At 49.9% G+C, this 18,677-nt stretch carries 18 protein-coding genes; 12 read left to right on the plus strand and 6 right to left on the minus strand.

Annotated elements, in window-relative coordinates; translation table 11 throughout:
• Positions 1-31 precede the first annotated feature (31 nt).
• The 10 genes from CRO74_RS24115 (at position 32) to CRO74_RS24160 (ending at position 10,149) form a co-directional block, all read left to right on the plus strand.
• Positions 32-2,239, plus strand: a complete 2,208-nt coding sequence (locus tag CRO74_RS24115) for a S9 family peptidase (protein WP_097129696.1) — start codon at positions 32-34, stop codon at positions 2,237-2,239.
• Between the two features lie 111 nt (positions 2,240-2,350).
• Complete coding sequence (locus CRO74_RS24120; RefSeq protein WP_097129698.1) at positions 2,351-3,010, plus strand: hypothetical protein; 660 nt, start codon at positions 2,351-2,353, stop codon at positions 3,008-3,010.
• Positions 3,011-3,187: 177 nt separating this feature from the next.
• Positions 3,188-3,868 (plus strand): NUDIX hydrolase, encoded by a 681-nt coding sequence (locus CRO74_RS24125; RefSeq protein ID WP_097129700.1) that lies wholly within the window; start codon positions 3,188-3,190, stop codon positions 3,866-3,868.
• 21 nt (positions 3,869-3,889) lie between these two features.
• Positions 3,890-4,324: a nucleoside deaminase gene (locus tag CRO74_RS24130; protein ID WP_097129702.1), complete on the plus strand. Its 435-nt coding sequence runs from the start codon at positions 3,890-3,892 to the stop codon at positions 4,322-4,324.
• Positions 4,325-4,388: 64 nt separating this feature from the next.
• Positions 4,389-5,213: an outer membrane beta-barrel protein gene (locus CRO74_RS24135; protein ID WP_245877972.1), complete on the plus strand. Its 825-nt coding sequence runs from the start codon at positions 4,389-4,391 to the stop codon at positions 5,211-5,213.
• 49 nt (positions 5,214-5,262) lie between these two features.
• Positions 5,263-6,234, plus strand: coding sequence for a polyprenyl synthetase family protein (locus tag CRO74_RS24140; RefSeq protein WP_097129704.1), 972 nt, complete (start codon positions 5,263-5,265; stop codon positions 6,232-6,234).
• A gap of 96 nt (positions 6,235-6,330) precedes the next feature.
• The gene (locus tag CRO74_RS24145; protein WP_097129705.1) at positions 6,331-6,954 is read left to right on the plus strand and encodes a rhomboid family intramembrane serine protease; all 624 of its coding nucleotides are present in this window, start codon (positions 6,331-6,333) and stop codon (positions 6,952-6,954) included.
• Positions 6,955-7,014: 60 nt separating this feature from the next.
• Positions 7,015-7,911, plus strand: a complete 897-nt coding sequence (locus CRO74_RS24150; protein ID WP_097129707.1) for a LytR/AlgR family response regulator transcription factor — start codon at positions 7,015-7,017, stop codon at positions 7,909-7,911.
• A gap of 136 nt (positions 7,912-8,047) precedes the next feature.
• Positions 8,048-8,746 carry a DUF2306 domain-containing protein gene (locus CRO74_RS24155; protein WP_097129708.1) on the plus strand — a complete coding sequence of 233 codons (699 nt, stop codon included), beginning with the start codon at positions 8,048-8,050 and terminating at the stop codon, positions 8,744-8,746.
• Between the two features lie 2 nt (positions 8,747-8,748).
• On the plus strand, positions 8,749-10,149 hold the full coding sequence (locus tag CRO74_RS24160) for a S41 family peptidase (protein WP_097129710.1): 1,401 nt from the start codon (positions 8,749-8,751) through the stop codon (positions 10,147-10,149).
• An 8-nt stretch (positions 10,150-10,157) separates the two neighbouring features.
• Here CRO74_RS24160 and CRO74_RS24165 read toward each other — a convergent pair whose 3' ends face one another.
• From CRO74_RS24165 to prfB, 5 genes are all read right to left on the minus strand, one after another.
• Complete coding sequence (locus tag CRO74_RS24165; protein WP_097129711.1) at positions 10,158-10,793, minus strand: SGNH/GDSL hydrolase family protein; 636 nt, start codon at positions 10,791-10,793, stop codon at positions 10,158-10,160.
• A complete protein-coding gene (locus CRO74_RS24170; protein WP_097129713.1) occupies positions 10,793-12,103 on the minus strand; it encodes an MFS transporter in 1,311 nt (436 codons plus the stop codon). Before CRO74_RS24170 ends, CRO74_RS24165 begins: the two co-directional genes overlap by 1 nt.
• Before the next feature lie 32 nt (positions 12,104-12,135).
• The gene (locus CRO74_RS24175) at positions 12,136-13,179 is read right to left on the minus strand and encodes a Gfo/Idh/MocA family oxidoreductase (RefSeq protein ID WP_097129714.1); all 1,044 of its coding nucleotides are present in this window, start codon (positions 13,177-13,179) and stop codon (positions 12,136-12,138) included.
• An 81-nt stretch (positions 13,180-13,260) separates the two neighbouring features.
• Positions 13,261-13,404: a hypothetical protein gene (locus CRO74_RS24180; protein WP_179830290.1), complete on the minus strand. Its 144-nt coding sequence runs from the start codon at positions 13,402-13,404 to the stop codon at positions 13,261-13,263.
• Between the two features lie 305 nt (positions 13,405-13,709).
• Positions 13,710-14,787, minus strand: a protein-coding gene (gene prfB, locus CRO74_RS24185) for a peptide chain release factor 2 (RefSeq protein ID WP_144035973.1) whose coding sequence is annotated in 2 segments (ribosomal slippage) — positions 13,710-14,726 and positions 14,728-14,787 — 1,077 coding nt in all. Because the reading frame shifts where the segments join, the coding sequence is not laid out codon by codon here.
• Between the two features lie 259 nt (positions 14,788-15,046).
• On the opposite strand from prfB, the gene lpdA reads away from it, so the two are divergent.
• Positions 15,047-16,447: a dihydrolipoyl dehydrogenase gene (gene lpdA, locus CRO74_RS24195; RefSeq protein ID WP_097129720.1), complete on the plus strand. Its 1,401-nt coding sequence runs from the start codon at positions 15,047-15,049 to the stop codon at positions 16,445-16,447.
• Positions 16,448-16,583: 136 nt separating this feature from the next.
• Here lpdA and CRO74_RS24200 read toward each other — a convergent pair whose 3' ends face one another.
• A complete protein-coding gene (locus CRO74_RS24200; protein WP_097129722.1) occupies positions 16,584-17,324 on the minus strand; it encodes a glycosyltransferase family 2 protein in 741 nt (246 codons plus the stop codon).
• Positions 17,325-17,468: 144 nt separating this feature from the next.
• Here CRO74_RS24200 and CRO74_RS24205 point away from each other — a divergent pair, with 144 nt between their 5' ends.
• Complete coding sequence (locus CRO74_RS24205) at positions 17,469-18,533, plus strand: TerC/Alx family metal homeostasis membrane protein (protein ID WP_097129723.1); 1,065 nt, start codon at positions 17,469-17,471, stop codon at positions 18,531-18,533.
• The last annotated feature ends 144 nt before the right edge of the window (positions 18,534-18,677 follow it).

An 18,677-nucleotide genomic window follows, 5' to 3' on the forward strand; every position in this document is an offset into this window, starting at 1 on the left:
TTCACCAACAACCAAATACAACCAGCACTTCATGAGAGCAACGTTTTTACTGCTTATTACTCTAGTGGCGCAGACGGTCTGTGCCCAGCAAAAGTCGAAAGTTACGGTTACCGACCTGACCCGCATTAAACAGGTTGGCGGAATCTCGTTGTCGCCCGATGGGCAGCGGGCCGTTTACGCCCTTGCTACTATTGAACCGAACCCGGACAATAAAGAAGAATATGAGTACAAAACCCATGTCTATTTAACCGGTCTGAAACCTGGCGATAGCAAAGCCCTGACACGCGGCCCGGAGTCGGCCCGGCAGGCCGTCTGGTCGCCCGATGGACAGCGGATCGCTTTTGTGCGGACCGTGAAAGGGAAAGGCCAGATTTTTATTATGCCGCTGGATGGGGGAGAAGCCTGGCAGCTAACGAACACGACTTACGGCGCATCGACGCCCCTCTGGTCGCCGGATGGAACTCGCATTTCGTTTACATCGGGCATTACAATGGCGCAGATGCTGACCGATTCGCTGGTGAATCCCGGCAAAAACACGCCCCTCTGGTCGCTTGAGAAACCGGGCTTTGTGAACAACAACTTTATCAAGAGTGATAAGAAAATAAAGCCTAATCCGGATGGGTCGCTGGCCGAGGTGCGGGCGTATCTGGAAAAAGACGTTGAGGATAAAAAAGCGAAAGTATTCAACCGGCTCAATTTCCAGGGTGAAGCGACGACGGAACCCGACATGTCGTTTACACACATGTATGTCGTAGACGTAAAGGAGGGCGCTACGCCCAAAGCTCTGACGCGCGGGTTTTATTCCTACCAGGGCGGCAACTGGCTGCCAAACGGGCAGGGGCTTCTGGTGGTTACCGACCGCGATTCGCTCAAACACCCCGACCGGGAGCAGGATAACATGATCGTCTATATTCCGGCCGACGGATCGGCTACCCGAAAAACACTTCTGTCGGAAGCCGGTAAAAGCTATCGCTCCCCCAGTATATCGCCTGATGGGAAGCAACTGGTGTTCATGGTAACGCCTTCGGAAGGTGTCAATTTTGCTCAGCTTGGGTTGGCAACGTTAAACGGTACCGCTGTGTCGGGCATCGAACTCGTCACCTTCGACCGGGCACCCAGCAGCATGGCCTGGACAACGACGCCAGCCCCGGCAAAAGGCAAAAAAGGAACCACTGGTTATGTTCTTTACTTTAATGCGTCGGCAAACGGTGGTTCGCCCCTGTACCGGCTCGACCCCGCTACAAAGCAAGTTACGCAGCTAACCGATTTTACGGCGGGCGTCACCAGCTTCGACGTAAGCGGCAACCGCTTAGTGCTGGCAAAGACCGAAGTAGCAAACCCGTCGGAACTATACCTGACCGATGCAACGGCCAAAACACAGACAAAACTCAGCAGTCATAACGATTGGGTAGCGCAGCGGCAGTTGAGTACGCCGGAGAAACGCACGTACAAAAATTCACTTGGGCAAACGGTCGATTACTGGATCATGAAGCCATCGTTTTTCGAGGGCAACAAAAAATACCCGCTGTTGTTAAACATGCACGGTGGCCCAACGGCCATGTGGGGGCCGGGTGAGCCATCCATGTGGCATGAGTTTCAGTACATGTGTTCGCAGGGGTACGGCGTAGTGTATGCCAATCCGCGCGGATCGGGAGGGTACGGCATCAATTTCCAGCGTGCCAACATTAAAGATTGGGGCACCGGCCCGGCCGAAGATGTGCTGGCCGCGGTTACCGATGCCGCCAAAGAAACCTGGGTCGATACCAGTCGGCAGGTGATAACGGGTGGTTCGTATGCCGGTTACCTCACGGCCTGGATCGTGGGCCACGACAACCGGTTTAAGGCCGCTTTTGCCCAGCGGGGCGTGTATGACCTCACGACTTTTTTGGGTGAAGGCAATGCTTGGCGGTTAATTCCCAGCTATTTTGCCTATCCGTGGTCGGCGGAGGCTAAAGTGCTGGATGCTAACTCGCCTTATACCTTCGTGCAGAACATCAAAACGCCCCTGTTGATCAAACATGGTGAAAATGACCTTCGCACCGGGCCAATCCAGAGCGAGATGATGTATAAAAGTCTGAAAATACTGGGTCGCCCGGTTGAGTACGTCCGCATGCCGGGCGCTACGCATGAACTGAGCCGCACGGGTAACGTTCGGCAGCGGATTGACCGTCTGCTGCGGATTTACGAGTTTTTTGAGCGGTATGTAGGAGCCGATGCCCAGGCGATTACACAGAAATAACCGACTCTGACCGATAAATTCAAAAAAAAGCCGATTACTCAAAGAAACGATTTGTCGGTCGTCGGATTAAGTTAATTTGTTCATAACCAATTAACAACTCAACTTAATCCGATGAACAGACAGCTTCTTATACTTGCTTTACTTCTTGTCACAACGGTTTCATTCGGGCAAATTGCCAACGATAACACGCTCAAAGCCCAGATCGACGGAAAGGAATTTGCTACTCAACCCCGCCGGGTCAGGATCGGTAATTTCTGGTGGATAACCGCTAATACGGTTAAACCCGATAAATCGCTACGGATCTGGCTCGGTAGTTACGACAAGCGTGAAATCATTGAAACCGGTACTTACCTCGTTGTCGATGCCGATAAACCCGATACCAAAGAGAATAAGAAAAAGGTAGAGGATTTAGGCAAGTACAAGGGTATTGCGGCCATCAAGTACGTGGAGGAAACCCGCGAACCCCGCATGGAGTACCACGTTGGCAAATCGCAGAACGGCGACGAAACAATAGAGGTCAAAATGGGTGCAGATGGGTTTCTGGAAGCAAAATTCTCGACCAACCTCGTTGGAAGCTACTGGAAAGAAAAAGGTACGGCGACGGTATTTGGCGGTATGGGACGGCTGATCAACAAAATGGAAGACAAAGCCATTACCAAAGCATCCGGCTACGATTCGGACATCGACCCGGAAGGCAACGGCTATAAAAAACAGGACAAACAGGACCAGATCGTTATAAAAGACGGGATGGTTAAGTTAAAAATGAAGTAGCCGAACCTCGCAACCAACATACCCGATACATCGTTACGTCTTTAATCTGACAAACATCAGGTTAAAGACGTTTTTTATGTAGTGACGACCGTCGATGCGTCGAACCGTCCCGGTCGGCACTACACACTTTATTGAAAAAGTTAAAACGTGGAAGCCGTTTTACACGTAACTAGCGGTATGAAAAACCACAAAGAATCGCTTGAGAATGCGCCCAAGTTTCGCTACTGGAAAAGCCAGGCCGAAGCCAATGGCTTAAAGATTAACGGTGTAAAGGACTTTTATATCCGTTACCGACATAACGGCGAAGTGTTGTTTGCCATGCTCGAAGTGGACGCCGACACACCCGAAGGCGACAAAATTCCACCCGCACTCTTCCTGAAAGGCCACGCCGTTTCGGTATTGGTATGTTTAATCGACAAAGAAACCCGTCAGAAATTCGTGGTACTGGTCAAGCAGCGACGTATTGCCGACGGCTCGCAAACGTACGAACACCCGGCGGGGATGGTCGATGCCAGCGACGCCCCCGACGAAGTAGCTGCCCGTGAACTCGGCGAAGAAATTGGGCTAACCGTTTCAGCCAGTGAGTTGACGAAGCTGAACCCGAGAGTGTGGCACCCCAGCACCGGCACCAGCGACGAGGGCATGCACTTCTTCTGTCTGGAGAAAGAAATGGCTCGCGAAGAGATTATGGCGTTCCACTTGCAGAACATGGGCAATCAGTCGGAGTTTGAGCGGATCACGAGTGTAGTGGCTACGCTGCCCGAAGCGCATAAATTGATTACCAATGTGAATGGCCTGCTGCTGCATTTCCTGTATCTGCAACACATCGGGGATTATGAGACAATGAAGCTGTTATAGTGTAGGATAAACCGAAATAATATGGATGAATTTATGCAGGAGGCCATCAACCAGGCCCGAAAGAGTTTGAGCGAAGGGGGCATTCCCATTGGCTCAGCTCTGATTAAAAATGGTGAACTGGTGGCGTCGGGTCATAACAAGCGGGTGCAGGAAAATAACCCCATTCTGCATGGCGAGATGGATTGTCTGAACAATGCCGGTCGGGTGGGATCGTTTCGGGACACGGTTATTTACTCGACACTGATGCCCTGCTATATGTGCGCTGGAACCATTGTGCAGTTCAAAATACCTAAAGTTATCGTTGGTGAGTCCCGCACATTTCCGGGTGCGCGGGCTTTTATGGAGGAGCATGGCGTTGAAGTGATTGATCTCGACCTGCCCGAGTGTGTAGACATGATGAACCAGTTTATTGCCGAAAAACCAACACTCTGGAATGAAGATATTGGCGAACTGTGAGTAACGCCTGGTTACCTTCCCTTTCGTCGTCCGTCACAGGGGTCTATCGTAATGATTTACCCCTGTGCGCTATTTGTGGTATTGGTTTAGTTTACTTAGCTGTATCGGCTACCCGTCAGGATCGCTGGCGCAACGTTCTGAAATATGGCGGGAGCGCCCCGGCACCTGGCTCCTGAACGGCGGTCTGGGGGTTACGCATTATCTGGGCGATTTGACCGAAGCGGGTAATCTGGGGTATCTTCGTTTAGGGGTAGCCATAAATGGGGCTGCTGCCTATCGGTATTCCCCCCAGCTAACACTCCGGGCGGAGGGACAGATTTATTACATCCGGGGTACGCACCAAAATACCCATCTGGAATACAACAACCTCTCGTTTCTCAGCATAAACCCAGACCTATGGGTGGGTGCACAGTGGGATTTCTGGCCCGCCAGTGACCCCAATCATGTCATTATTCCCTATGCGCTGGCTGGTGTGGGGCTTACGTATATGACACCAAGGGCAGTATTTAGCGGACAGCTCGTTAGCTTGGCCCCTTTGCAAACCGAAGAGGTAAAGTACAACCGGCTACCTTTTATTGCGCGTTACGGCCTGGGTGTTCCCATTCATACAACAGAGCGGTTTCGGTTGAATGTAGAGGCTACCTATACCCACGTTTTCAGCGATTACCTGGACGATGTGAGCACGGTATATCCCGACCTGATCAAGATGGATCCGTTTGCCGCAGCCTTGTCGGACAGGCGACTTGAGCTGGGCCTGAGGCCCAATGCGCCGGGCGCCCAACGCGGTAACAGTCAGTGTCGTGATGGCTATTTTATCCTGTCGGGTAGACTTATTTTTGTAATCAATACACCTTCTTACCGAAATTATCGACGGATATTTCCCCGTTAGGGTTTTGAGGTCTTTTGCTGTAATTTTGGCCGAAACGTAACCCTGCCGAATGAGTCCTGCTATTTTTATTGATGCACTTCAACAAGAACTTCAGTCTATACAATACGGGCAAAATCCGCCCGAACTCTACAATCCAATTCGCTACATAATGAGTTTGGGAGGTAAGCGAATGCGTCCGTTACTGACGCTGATGGGCGCTTACCTTTTTACGGATGACTGGAGAAAGGCCGTTCGCCCCGCCCTGGGCGTCGAGGTTTTTCACAATTTCACGCTCATGCACGACGATATCATGGATCAGGCTCCCCTGCGCCGGGGGCAACCAACCGTGCATGAAAAATGGAACGGCAACATTGCAATTCTATCGGGCGATGTTATGCTCGTCAATGCCTACCAGCTTTTGCTGAACGTCGAAGCCGATAAGCTGGCCGTTGCGCTGGCCCGGTTTAGCCGTACAGCCGCTGAAGTCTGCGAAGGGCAGCAGATGGACATGAATTTTGAAACCCGCTGGGACGTTTCCGAAGCCGAATACATTGACATGATTCGCCTTAAAACGTCCGTTCTGCTTGGTTATGCGCTGGAATTGGGCGGCTTGATTGGTGGCGCAGACGAAGAGACTACCTTACACCTCTACGAAGGCGGAATGAACATTGGCGTTGGCTTTCAATTAAAAGATGACTTACTGGATGTATATGGCGACCCGGTCAAGTTTGGCAAACAGGTAGGCGGAGACATTATTGCCAACAAAAAAACGTTTCTGCTCATCGAGGCTCTGGCGCAGGCCAAAGGTGCTCTTCGGGATGAATTAATCGACTGGCTCACCCGTACTAAATTTGATAAAGCCGAAAAAGTGAAGGCGGTCACGGCCATTTATGACCAATTGGGTATCCGGGAGCTAACAGAATCGCGCATCAATGACTACTTCGCCCGTGGATTTACTAACTTCGACCAGATTAATGCCCGACCCGAGCGAAAAGCATTATTAATTCAATTTGCCCGCCAACTAGTCGAACGGGAAAGCTAGATAGAGGGATGGATGAGGTATGATATAGGATGTATAATCATCCAGAGTCATCCCTCCTATGTCAAACCTCATCCATCCAAAGTCACACATCCAACTATGAGTATTACCCTAATTATCATTGTTGTCACGGTTATCATTAGTGTAGCCGCCTGGAACAACTATAACCTGATGAATCAGTGGATTATGAATCCCTATCAGGTAGCCAGCCGGGGGCAGTATTACCGGCTGATCACCTCCGGATTCCTCCATGCCGATTGGGGTCATCTGTTCTTCAATATGCTCAGCCTGTATTTCTTCGGCGGTTTTATCGAGCAGGTATTTACCATGTTGTTTGAGGGAAATGGGGCCCCTTATCTGATTGGATTCTATCTGGTTGCTATTCTGGTATCGGATATTCCCAGTTTTCTGAAACACCGGAACGACCCCGGTTACAACTCGCTGGGAGCATCGGGGGGTGTATCGGCGGTGATTTTTGCGGCCATTTTATTCCGGCCGCTAACACCGATCTACCTGTATTTTATTCCCATCGGAATCCCCGGATTCATTTTTGGTGCGCTGTATCTGGCTTATTCGTACTACGAATCCCGACGTGGAGCGGGCAATGTTAACCACGACGCGCACTTTTACGGTGCCTTGTTTGGGGTTGTGTTTATGATCATTGTATACCCTGCAGTGCTTCCCAGTTTTTTTGAGCAGATTGCAGGCTGGCGACTATTCTAGCTCGGTTTATATACCGCGCAGTCGTAACGCATTGGCCAACTTATTCGTTGTATTTAACGCATGGTTCGATTTCTTAGTCAACCCTATCCAATCGATTACTCGGCCCGGTCGCAATTCCGCAAGGCTACCTTAATTGGCTTATTTGTGGGGCTGTTCTTGCTCATATTCCAGCCATTCGGGATGAACTTGTGGGAAACGCCCAATAAGGCGCTCAAGATTCTGGGTTTTGGTGCGGTGACGTTTGCGGTTACCGCCTTTAATTTTATCATTCTGCGAAGGCTGTTTCCGCGTCTATACGTAGAAGAACAATGGACGGTTGGGCGGGAAATTGTGGCGTTAATGGTCAATATTTTATTGATCGCCGTGGCGAACCGGCTCTATCTGGGCTGGCTGCTGAACGAAGAAGAAAGTAGCGGGATGAGCTGGTCAGGAATGATTCTGGTTACGTTCCTCATCGGGCTATTTCCCGTAACAGGACTTGTATTTGTCAGCTACATTACCCAGCTCAAAAAATACAGCCAGGGCGCTGCCAGCCTGCCTATTCATGTGCATAACGACGTAACGACACTCGCCCGAAATGCTCCCGCCAGTCCGGCTCCTGAGCCCGTCGATGCAACCGTTACCCTCGTGGCAGATAATGAAAAAGATAGCGTCAGCGTCGACGCAGAAGATCTCCTCTTCATTGAATCGAGTGATAACTACTGCACCGTTACGTATCTCAGGGATAAGCAGGTAGCCAAACCGTTACTGCGCAGTAGTCTTAGCCGGTTAGAGAAACAGATTACGCAACCTTACGTTGTTAGATGCCACCGTTCGTACATCGTTAACCTCAATCGGGTGGAGCGGGTAACGGGGAATGCACAGGGCTATAAACTGCATCTATTGGCCGGGCAGTTTGTGGTACCGGTAGCCCGGCAATACAACGAGACCCTTATTGCCGAGCTAAAAGCTTTGTAGAACGTCCCACCATTCGTCCCAGTGGCCGTTTTGTTTTGTCAAACGCCCCAAACTGTGTCGTAGAACCCTATTTTTTGCCTAGTGCCCGTAGGTCGCCGTACGTTTGTCTCAACGAAAAACAAACCCGGCAACGGCCATGAAAACAGTAATTCTCTCTCTACTTATTCTCCACATTGCTACCGGCATCACGGCCTTGCTGGTTGGCCTCATCCCAATGATCGCTCAGAAAGGTGGCCGCCTGCATAACCGCGCCGGACTCATCTATGTCTATTGCATGATTGCGGTAGCCGTATCAGCCTTGTTGCTATGTGTCCTACAGCCGTTTAAGATGATGCGGTTATTTCTGACGGGCATCGCCGTGTTTAGCTTCTACCTGAGCATGACCGGCTGGCGGGCCACCAAACAAAAAAAGTCGGGGCCAACCACGGGCGATAAAGGGCTTACGTTCGTAACGCTGCTGGTCAGTCTGGCCATGATCGGCTTTGGGGTTTATTTACTGATACTGAACGGAGCGTCTTTCTTCCCCATCTTATTTACCTTCTTTGGCCTGTTGACCATGACGTTTGCCGGTCGGGATGTTCAGTCCATGACACGCCCTACCGAGAAGATGCATTGGTTCTTCCAGCATTTCACCCGCATGGGCGGCTCTTACATTGCTACGTTTACGGCTGCCCTGGTAACGAACGTGTCTCGGCTGTTACCCGCCAATGCTCCCGAATGGATGGCCACTGCAAGTTGGATCGCGCCGTCACTGGTAGGTGGGATGCTCATTGGCTTTACCGTTCGATACTACAAGCTGAAATTTAGTGGTTCTAAACGCCCTGCTGTTGCTTAACCATGCGTCGACTCATTATTACTCTGTTAAGTTTAGTGACCTGTTTAAAAGTAGGTAAAAGCCAGCCGGTTTTATCGCAGGAACAGCTTCGGGCCGATCTGAACCAGATGCGTACTGTGCTGGAATCCTGGCATCCCGGCTATGCAAATTACCAATCGCAGGGTAGTCTCTATCAAAAGTTTGAAACAATTGGCCGTCAGATTGAGCAGCCCATGACGGCCCGGCAGTTTATGCGTATTGCCCGGGTAGCGTCGGCGCAATTACAATGCCTGCACACAACGATCTCGCTGCCCGCCAGTGACTATCGGTCCATAAAGCCCGCCACAACCGTCTTCCCGATCAACGTTTTCCTGACCCCTTCCAATCAACTCGTCAATCGCGACACGGGCGATACCATCCGGCAAATCAACGGACGTTCGGCCAAAGTCATTGCTGATAGCCTGCAACTCTATTTCAGTAGTGACGGTCCCAATTCATCCCTGAAACGCTGGGCGGTTAACCGACAGTTCTCATCGCTATACGCGGTCCGTTTCGGCCTGGCCGACAGCGTACAACTAACGGTTGTTTCAACCAAAGGAGACGTGAGGGATATTCGGATGGCCAGCAAAGCCAAAGCAGATTCACCACCGGCGTATCTGGCCGACCAGCCGCATCGGGTTTTGTACCGGAGTACCCATTTTGCGCTTTATACGCTTTATAACCAGCCCGATGTGGCGGTACTGCAACTGCGTTCCGTAGGCGGTTTGCTGGATCATTTCAAGCTGAACCGAGCTATCCGGTTGCTTCAGAAACAGTCGATTCGACAGTTGGTGCTTGATGTGCGCAACAATACGGGTGGGCGGATCTGGACGGCCACAAGCTTGCTGAAACGACTGCTTCCGCAACCGACAACGCTGGCGTTTGAGCGGTATCGAAGGGCCAGCGGACGGGCATCGATTGGCTTGGGCAATCAATTGTTACGAGTTGTCTATAACGCCAAACTAACCCTACGAATGCCGGTAAGCCGGACGGAGCAGCGGGTACGCTACACCTACACGATACAACCCAAACGACAGCAGTTTGCCGGCCAGTTAACGGTCTTAACCAATGGCGGGACAGCCTCTGCGGCTTCGTTAATCGCGGCCTACCTACGCGAACAGAACCGGGCTACATTTATTGGCGAAGAGACCGGAGGAAGCCGGTTTGTGAGTGCTGGTATGCAGGTGCCTACCCTTCGGCTGAGCAATTCAGGTTTACAATTCAGAGTACCCATGTTTCAGGTAATACACACAACCCGACTGCTAAACGACGGCCACGGCGTTCAGCCCGACGTAGTTGTGAACGAATATGCATCCGGTAAAGATTTGATCATGCAGAAAGCACTCGAAAGGCCTGCCCAATCGAGTAAGCTTATCACCGAATGACCGTAGCGTCAGTGGCTCATCAGTTGTTTTACCACTGGCAATGCCTGTTTGGCCCACTGCTTCATTTGCTTTCCCGAGTAATGAAGTCCGTCCGATGCGAACTGACTTTCGTCGCCGGTGGCGGAGCGGGTCAGGGGGGTGATGTCGACATACGCAATACCGGCCTTCCCACATTCTTCCTTCACCAGGGTGTTGAACTGGTCGATTTCGCGGGTAATTTTGGTCCTGTCCCGATCAGCCGCAAACGGAGAATCGCCCCAGTCTGGAATAGACAATACAAAAACATGTGCCGACTCGCCACCGGCAAACTGAGTGGCCGTTTGCAGTAATTCCCGGAATTCTGTCCGATACTGGTCCAGGCCCTGTTCCCGGTACTGATTATTGACGCCAATCAGCAGCGAAACCAGATGGTAGGTTTTCTGATTTCCGTTGATGTTGATCGCTTCCTGCAATTCGGCCGTGGTCCAGCCTGTTTTGGCAATAATATCCGGATTGGTTATAGCGAGACCTTCCTCCCGCAGCATCCCGGCCAATTGAACGCTCCATCGCTCTACTTCGAACACACTCTCGCCAATAGTATACGAATCGCCGAGGGATAAAAACGTGTATTTGGCCTCCGGCGCGGTTGGGTTAACGCTGCTCATCAGGCTTTTAACGTGCTTTTTTGATCGCGCAAATTAATTGAAAAGGGTTTCATGGCTGGAACCAGTAAATGAATGCTCAGTAAAGCGATAAGGTAAGCGCTTCCACACACAACAAAAAGGATGTTGTAGCCAGTTGCGATACTGCCTATTGCCTTATAGGAATCCAGCAGAGAACCGACCAGTAGCGGAAAGAGTAAACCCCCAATTGAGCCAGCCATACCACCTATTCCCACAACCGAACTCACGGCTTTTTGAGGGAATAAATCCGAAACGAGTGTAAACAGATTGGCGCTCCAGGCCTGATGCGCTGCAACGGCCAGTCCGAGTAACGCAATCACCTGCCAGAGATCGGTTGCAAACTGAATGGCCATAATGGGAACAATACAAAGGGCAAATACCAGCATCGACGCTTTGCGTGCCCAGTTAACGGACCATCCTTTCCCCAAGAAATAACCGGAGATATAACCGCCCCCCACGCTTCCAATAGTGGCAGACGAATAGATCAGAATGAGGGGTAAGCTGGGCTTGGTTAGATTGATCTGGAAGGTAGATGCTAAAAAGGAAGGAAGCCAGAACAGAAAAAACCACCAGACCGGATCTGTTAAAAGTTTTCCGAGGATGAAAGCCCAGGTCTGCCGACGGTTCAATAGGTCGAGCCATTTAAGCGGAGGCTCAACGGTATTCGTTGGGATAGCTTCGCTAACGTAGTCCCGTTCTTCAGGCGAGATTTTTTTGTGAAGACTCGGCTTTTCATAGTACATCCACCAGAAGATCAGCCAGATAAAGCCGATGGCTCCGGTAGCCAGAAAAGCCGCCTGCCAACCATACTGCCCCAGAATCCAGGGGACCATGAGCGGAGCAACAACGGCCCCAATGTTAGTGCCTGAGTTAAAAATGCCCGTAGCAAACGCCCGGTCCTTCTGCGGAAACCATTCGGTAACCGTTTTAATAGAGGCCGGAAAATTTCCGCCTTCGCCTAACCCCAGCAGGGCTCTGAAAACGCCGAAACCAAACGTACTGCTGGCCGCAGCATGAAGCATGGCCCCAATACTCCAGACAAAGACGGATAGACTGTATCCGATTCTGGCACCAATCCGATCAATTGCCCAGCCAAAACCAATGAAACTGAGCGCGTAGGCACCCTGAAACGCCATAACGATATGGCTGTAGTCCGTTTCAGTCCACACAAATACTTTTTCCAATGTCGGTTTAAGCAGACTGATAACCTGCCGATCCAGGTAATTAATCGTGGTAGCTACAAAAAGCAAAGCGGTCATCTGCCATCGGTAGCTGGTTGGGAATTTAGGCATTGGGAAAGTGGTGTTAAATGGTAGGGTTCTCTTCAGAAGGGCAGTGTTCGTCCTTCCAGGCTGCTTTGTTGGGCGAGGGCAATGACACGGGCAATTTGTCGTATCTCATGGGGTTTTACCATCGGCTCGGCCCCGTCGACAAGGGAAGCATGCAGGCCCTCGTAAAAGGCGCCATATGTACCGACAAGGCTTTCAATCTGTTCTGATTGCCCGTTGGCGGTGAGTGTACCCCAACGATCGGTTGGTTCGTAGCCGAATGATGGCTCGTTGGGGAGCCTATTTTTCCGTAGTTCTTCTTCCTGAACATCCAGCCCACCTTTGACGAATGAACCCGCCGTACCGTGAACGCTAAAACGAAGTTGATTCTGGTGCATCATCAGACTCGACTTGAGCGTCACTTGTTTACCCGTATAGCCAAGCCGGATGGTAAACAAGTCTTCGATCCTGCTGTTGGGCCGTACAATCCTGACCTCTGCCGAAACGGATTCTGGCTTGCCGAATAACTGGAGTGCCTGATCGATCAGGTGAGGCCCGAGGTTATAGAGACTGCCCCGTCCTTCGCCCGGCTGCTCTTTCCATGATTGATTGCGACTGTCCACCGGCATCAGCCGATCATAGCGGGCTTCATAATCAAGTACGTCTCCCAATCGACTTTCGTCAATCAATTGTTTGACCGTCAGAAAATCAGAATCCCAGCGTCGGTTCTGGTAGGCGGTAGCCATCAATCCTCTTTTTTCGGCGAGTTCGAGCAACTGATCGGTTTCGGATTCATTCGTGGCAAAGGGTTTCTCGACAACAACATGCTTATTGTGCTCCAGAGCAGCCTTTGCATACTGGAAATGAGTTTCGTTGGGTGAACAGATAAAAATCAGTTGAATGGAGTCGTCGGCAAACAGCTCGTCGGCGGTAGATACCGTGCTTAATCCGGGGTCAAAGGTGGCCACTTCATCCGGGCGGCTGGTGACTACCTTTCGTAACTCAAAACCGGGGTGTGTCGATAAGAAGGGCGCGTGGAAATAGCGGCCCGATAAACCGAACCCCACCAGACCGACCGTTATTTTTTGCTGGGATATCATACAGTTAACGCAAGCAACAGGAGTTTAGTCGTTGTCATTTACCCGTTGCTCAGCGTTAATGAAGACATTTTAAATGATCTTTTACTTAAATTCTGCATTCTGAGCCACTTTTAAATCTTTTAACAGAGCAGGCACCAGGGTGTAAGGGTCGTACGGTTTGTTTTTGACGTACAAGGTTTCAACAGGGATACAGCCCCGGTAACCACTTTTTTTCAGAATCTTCATCAGGCGGGGAATATTGGTGAAAATATCGCTGCCAATCCCAAATAGGCTGTAAAAACGGATGAAAAAAATAGGGTATATACTGGAGAGGGGATAATAAATACCTGATGAGCAATACCCCTTCCGTTTGGGCCGGTATAGACCGCTGTTGGTTTGCTGCCTATGGTAAGGTAAATGTGAAAGTTCGGAAAAAAATTAATGCCGCCCACCACCAAAGAGGGTAATGGGCGGCAGACTTTCTGCACTAACTGCGCATTGACTCTATAGTAGACATGTCCCGTTACCAGGCAAATCCATACGGCCAGGACTTACTCCTGCTCCAGCAGAAACGCCTTGATAAACGGGTCGAGGTCGCCATCGAGTACGGCTTCCGTGTTCGACGTCTGGTAACCGGTACGGTGGTCCTTCACCCGACGGTCATCGAGGACGTACGAACGGATTTGCGAACCCCACTCAATCTTTTGCTTGCTGGCTTCTACTTCGGCCCGGGCGGCATTGCGTTTCTGAACCTCAATTTCGTATAGCTTGGACTTGAGCAGTCGAATGGCCACTTCTTTGTTCTGCAATTGGCTCCGTTCCTGCTGACATTCGATAATCAGGCCGGATGGTTTGTGTTTGAGACGAACGGCCGTTTCAACTTTGTTTACGTTCTGGCCACCCGCACCCCCCGACCGGAATGTATCCCAGTCAATATCCGCCGGATTTACTTCAATGTTGATCGTATCGTCAATCAATGGATACGCATAAACGGAGGCAAATGATGTATGCCGACGGGCGTTGGAATCGAACGGCGAAATACGCACCAGCCGGTGAACGCCGTTCTCGGATTTCAAAAATCCATAGGCCAGCGGACCATCGACTTCAATCGTGGCGGATTTAATGCCCGCCGTATCGCCTTCCTGATAATCGACCTGCTTCAGTCCGTAGCCGTGTTTTTCGGCCCAGCGCATGTACATCCGGTACAGCATATCGGCCCAGTCCTGGCTTTCTGTACCACCTGCCCCAGCGTTTATTTCGAGAACGGCGCTAAGCTGGTCCTCTTCATTACCGAGCATTTTCTTGAGTTCGAGTTCTTCGAGGGTAGTAGTCACCTTGCGGCCCTCTTCGTCGACCTCTTCTTCCGTTACATCGCCCGCTTCGTAAAATTCAAACAAGGTTTCGAGGTCGCCGAACTGGCTGTTCAATTTCTCGTAGCCGGTGGTCCAGCCTTTCAGGCCGCGTACCTGTTTCATGACGCCTTCGGCACGGGCCGCATCGGTCCAAAACTCAGGTTGAAATGTTTGCTGTTCGAGTTCAGCTAGTTGTTCTTTCTTATTATCGTAGTCAAAGATACCCCCTCAGGGCCTCTACTCTGGCTCTCAAGTCGGTCAACTGGTCGGTTGTCATGAACTTGTCGTACTTGTTTGAAAAATTGGATTTTGACACAGAGATGCACCAAGGAGCACAAAGAGACACTAAGGTATTTTTCTAATCTTTCTCTGTGAGTCTCTGTGCTCCTTGGTGCATCTCTGTGTCGTACCACAAAGATAGAACAAAACAAGCTGGGGTAAGGGTTTACGTCGGGTATCAACTTTTCAGCCTACCTTTGCGTTCTCTTTTTAAGACGAGTTTATTTATTCATTCTACATTATTCATTCATTAACTAATGGCTTCACAGTACGATGTAATCGTTGTGGGTAGCGGGCCGGGCGGCTATGTGGCCGCTATCCGGGCGTCGCAGTTGGGTCTGAAAACGGCCGTCATCGAGCGCGAAAGCCTCGGCGGCATTTGTCTGAACTGGGGCTGTATCCCAACCAAAGCCCTGCTGAAATCGGCGCAGGTTTTTGAATATATCAAGCACTCGGCAGATTATGGGATCACCATTTCGGGCGAGTCGAAAGCTGATTTTGGTGCCGTCATCAAGCGGAGCCGTGGCGTTGCCGACAGCATGAGCAAAGGTGTTCAGTTCTTGATGAAAAAGAACAAGATTGATGTCATCAACGGCTTTGGTAAAGTAAAAGCAGGTAAAAAAGTAGAGGTAACGGCTGCCGATGGTACCGTTACGACCTACGATGCTAAACATATTATCATTGCTACCGGAAGCCGTGCCCGTCAATTGCCCAGCGTCCCCATTGATGGGAACAAAGTAATTGAGTACCGGAAGGCCATGACGCTCGAAAAGCGCCCTGACAGTCTGCTGGTCATTGGTTCCGGCGCTATCGGTGTTGAGTTTGCTTACGTCTACGCCAGCATGGGTACTAAAGTGACCATTATCGAGTTCATGCCCAATATAGTGCCTATCGAAGACGAAGAAATTTCGAAAGAACTGGCCAAGCAGTACAAGAAGCTCGGGGTCGATATTTATACGAAGTCTGAAGTAACCAAAGTAGACACCAGCGGCAACGGCTGCAAAGTGTTCGTAAAAACACCAGACGGAGAGAAAACTTTCGACGTCGATATTGTGCTTTCAGCCGCCGGTATTGTCGCTAACGTAGAGAATATAGGCCTGGAAGAACTGGGTATTTCGGTCGACCGGGGCAAGATTGTCACGGACGATTACTATCGCACGAATGTAGAAGGTTTCTACGCCATCGGTGACGTAACGAAAGGCCAGGCCCTGGCGCACGTAGCTTCTGCCGAAGCGATTATCTGTATCGAGAAAATTGCCGGTTTACCCCACGTTGAACCACTCAACTACAACAACATTCCAGGCTGTACGTACTGCTCTCCTGAAATTGCTTCGGTTGGCTATACTGAAAAAGCCGCGCGTGAAGCGGGTTACGAGCTGAAAGTGGGTAAGTTTCCGTTCTCGGCATCGGGTAAAGCGAAAGCTGGTGGTGTTCCGGAAGGTTTCGTGAAAGTTATTTTCGATGCCAAGTACGGCGAGTTCCTAGGCGCTCACTTCATTGGAGCGAACGTAACGGAAATGATTGCCGAAGTGGTAACGGCTCGTAAACTGGAAACAACGGGGGAGGAAATTCTCAAAGCGGTTCACCCGCACCCAACCATGTCGGAAGCCATCAAAGATGCGACCGAAGCGGCTTACGGCGAAGCCATTCACCTGTAGTAAGCTGTTCAATTAGTAACACAAAACGGCCGCGTTGACATGTCAACGCGGCCGTTTTTTATGTAGTACCGACCGTCCCGGTCGGGTGTGAAAAGATAACTCACCCGACCGGGACGGTCGGCACTACACAAAACTCCTACTTCAGTACTTTCCAGTTAAACAAACCAAGCTTGGTCAGGAAATAAAGGAAAGAAGTCCGCAACACACCGAGCCCGTAGATGGAACTACGCCGGAAGTTGATGGAGGAGGCTTCTTTAAAATATTTGGTTGGACAGGTCACTTCGCCGATTTCGTAGCCTTTGTAGAAAATCTGGGCTACCATTTCGTTGTCGAAGATGAAATCGTCGGAATTGTGGGTAAAATCCAGACTGCGGAGCACTTCCCCCGAAAAAGCCCGATACCCCGTGTGGTATTCAGACAGTTTCTGGTTCATCAAGACGTTCTGTGATAAGGTAAGAAAGCGGTTAGCGATGTATTTATACATCGGCATGCCCCCTTTCAGGGCCCCTTTTCCTAAGATTCGAGACGCGAAGACAACAGGATATAATTCATTGCCAATAATGGAAATTATAGCCGGTAAAAGCAGGGGAGTGTATTGGTAATCAGGGTGAAGCATAACTACAATGTCGGCCCCGAGTTCGAGGGCTTTGGCATAGCAGGTTTTCTGATTTCCGCCATACCCCTTGTTGCGATCATGCCGGATTATGTGCCGGATGCCCAATTGCGTAGCTACCTCAACGGTATTGTCTGGGCTGGCATCATCAACTAAAATGACATCGTCGACTAAATCGAGCGGAATTTCTCGGTAAGTACGTTCCAGCGTTAAGGCTGCCCGGTAGGCGGGCATCACGACAATTACCTTCTTATTGTTAAACATTAGAGCAAAATTAAGCGGTGGGTGTTATCTAGCCAATAAATTTGACAATTAAAGCCATTTCGTATGACATAATGGCCGTAGATTTGTTGTTTAACCGGGAGCACCATTGGGCCAAAGGCTTCATTATCTGTTCATTTTTACATCATGTTATCTAGCGAAACCATTTTTTTCCTTGCCTTTGCTGCCTTTGTTCTAATTATAATGGCGTTGGATCTGGGCGTTTTTTCCAAGCGTAAAAGCCACGTTGTTCAGTTCAAAGAAGCGGCTATCTGGAGTGCAATCTGGGTTGCCTTATCAATCGCTTTTTATTTTTTCCTGCAAAATTACGGGTATCTGGTTCATGGTATTACCGATATGGCGCGGCTTCAGGAAGTGCGCAATAAATACGCTGAGCATGTTGAGTTAATCCCCGGCAATTTTTCGGCCAGTTTAGCACGTTTTCAGGCTAACATGTCGCTGGAGTACATCACGGGTTATCTGGTGGAGTATTCGCTGTCGGCCGATAATATCTTTGTATTTATCCTGATTTTCAGCTCGTTTGGCGTTCGTGAACGGTACTATAAAAAAATTCTGGTGTGGGGTATTCTGGGTGCCATTGTTCTTCGCTTCGTTTTTATTTTCCTGGGGTCTGCTTTGATTCAGCGCTTTGAATGGATCATGTACCTGTTCGGAGCTTTTCTGGTATATACGGGTGTTCAGTTGTTTTTTCAGAAAGAGGAAGATGAGAAAATTGACCCGTCAAATCACCCGGTGGTCCGTTTTGCCAGCAAATACCTGAATGTGTATAACCGAAATGTTACCGATAATTTTTTTATTCGCCGAAAATCGGATCAAAAGCTTTTCGTAACCCCGCTATTTCTAATTGTGATTGTAGTGGCTTTTACGGACTTAGTGTTCGCCGTTGATTCCATTCCGGCTATTTTTTCGATTACGAAAGACCCCTACATTGTCTTTTTCTCGAACGTATTTGCCATTATGGGCTTACGGTCGATGTTCTTTTTCCTGTCCAGTATCATGGATCAGTTCCGTTTCCTGAAAGTAGGTCTGGCTGTATTGCTGACTTTTATTGGAGCGAAAATGCTGGCCGAGCACTGGCTGGCCGAGCAAGGGTTTAAGCCGGTCTATTCCCTGTATATCATTATTGCTATTTTGGGTATCAGTGTTTTAGCCTCCTGGCTCATCCCCGAAAAGAAAGAAGCAGGGGCGTAAACCAAGCAATTTGCAGAGTGCATGCAGAAGCCGTCGAGAGTTCTATCTCGACGGCTTTTTATCTTATTTTTTACCTATATCAATAATTGCTATAAACTTTCTGATAAAGATGTACGAGTAATCACCGTGTTTCTACTTTTGTAT

Source organism: Spirosoma fluviale (genome assembly GCF_900230225.1).
In the GTDB taxonomy this organism is placed as follows: domain Bacteria; phylum Bacteroidota; class Bacteroidia; order Cytophagales; family Spirosomataceae; genus Spirosoma; species Spirosoma fluviale.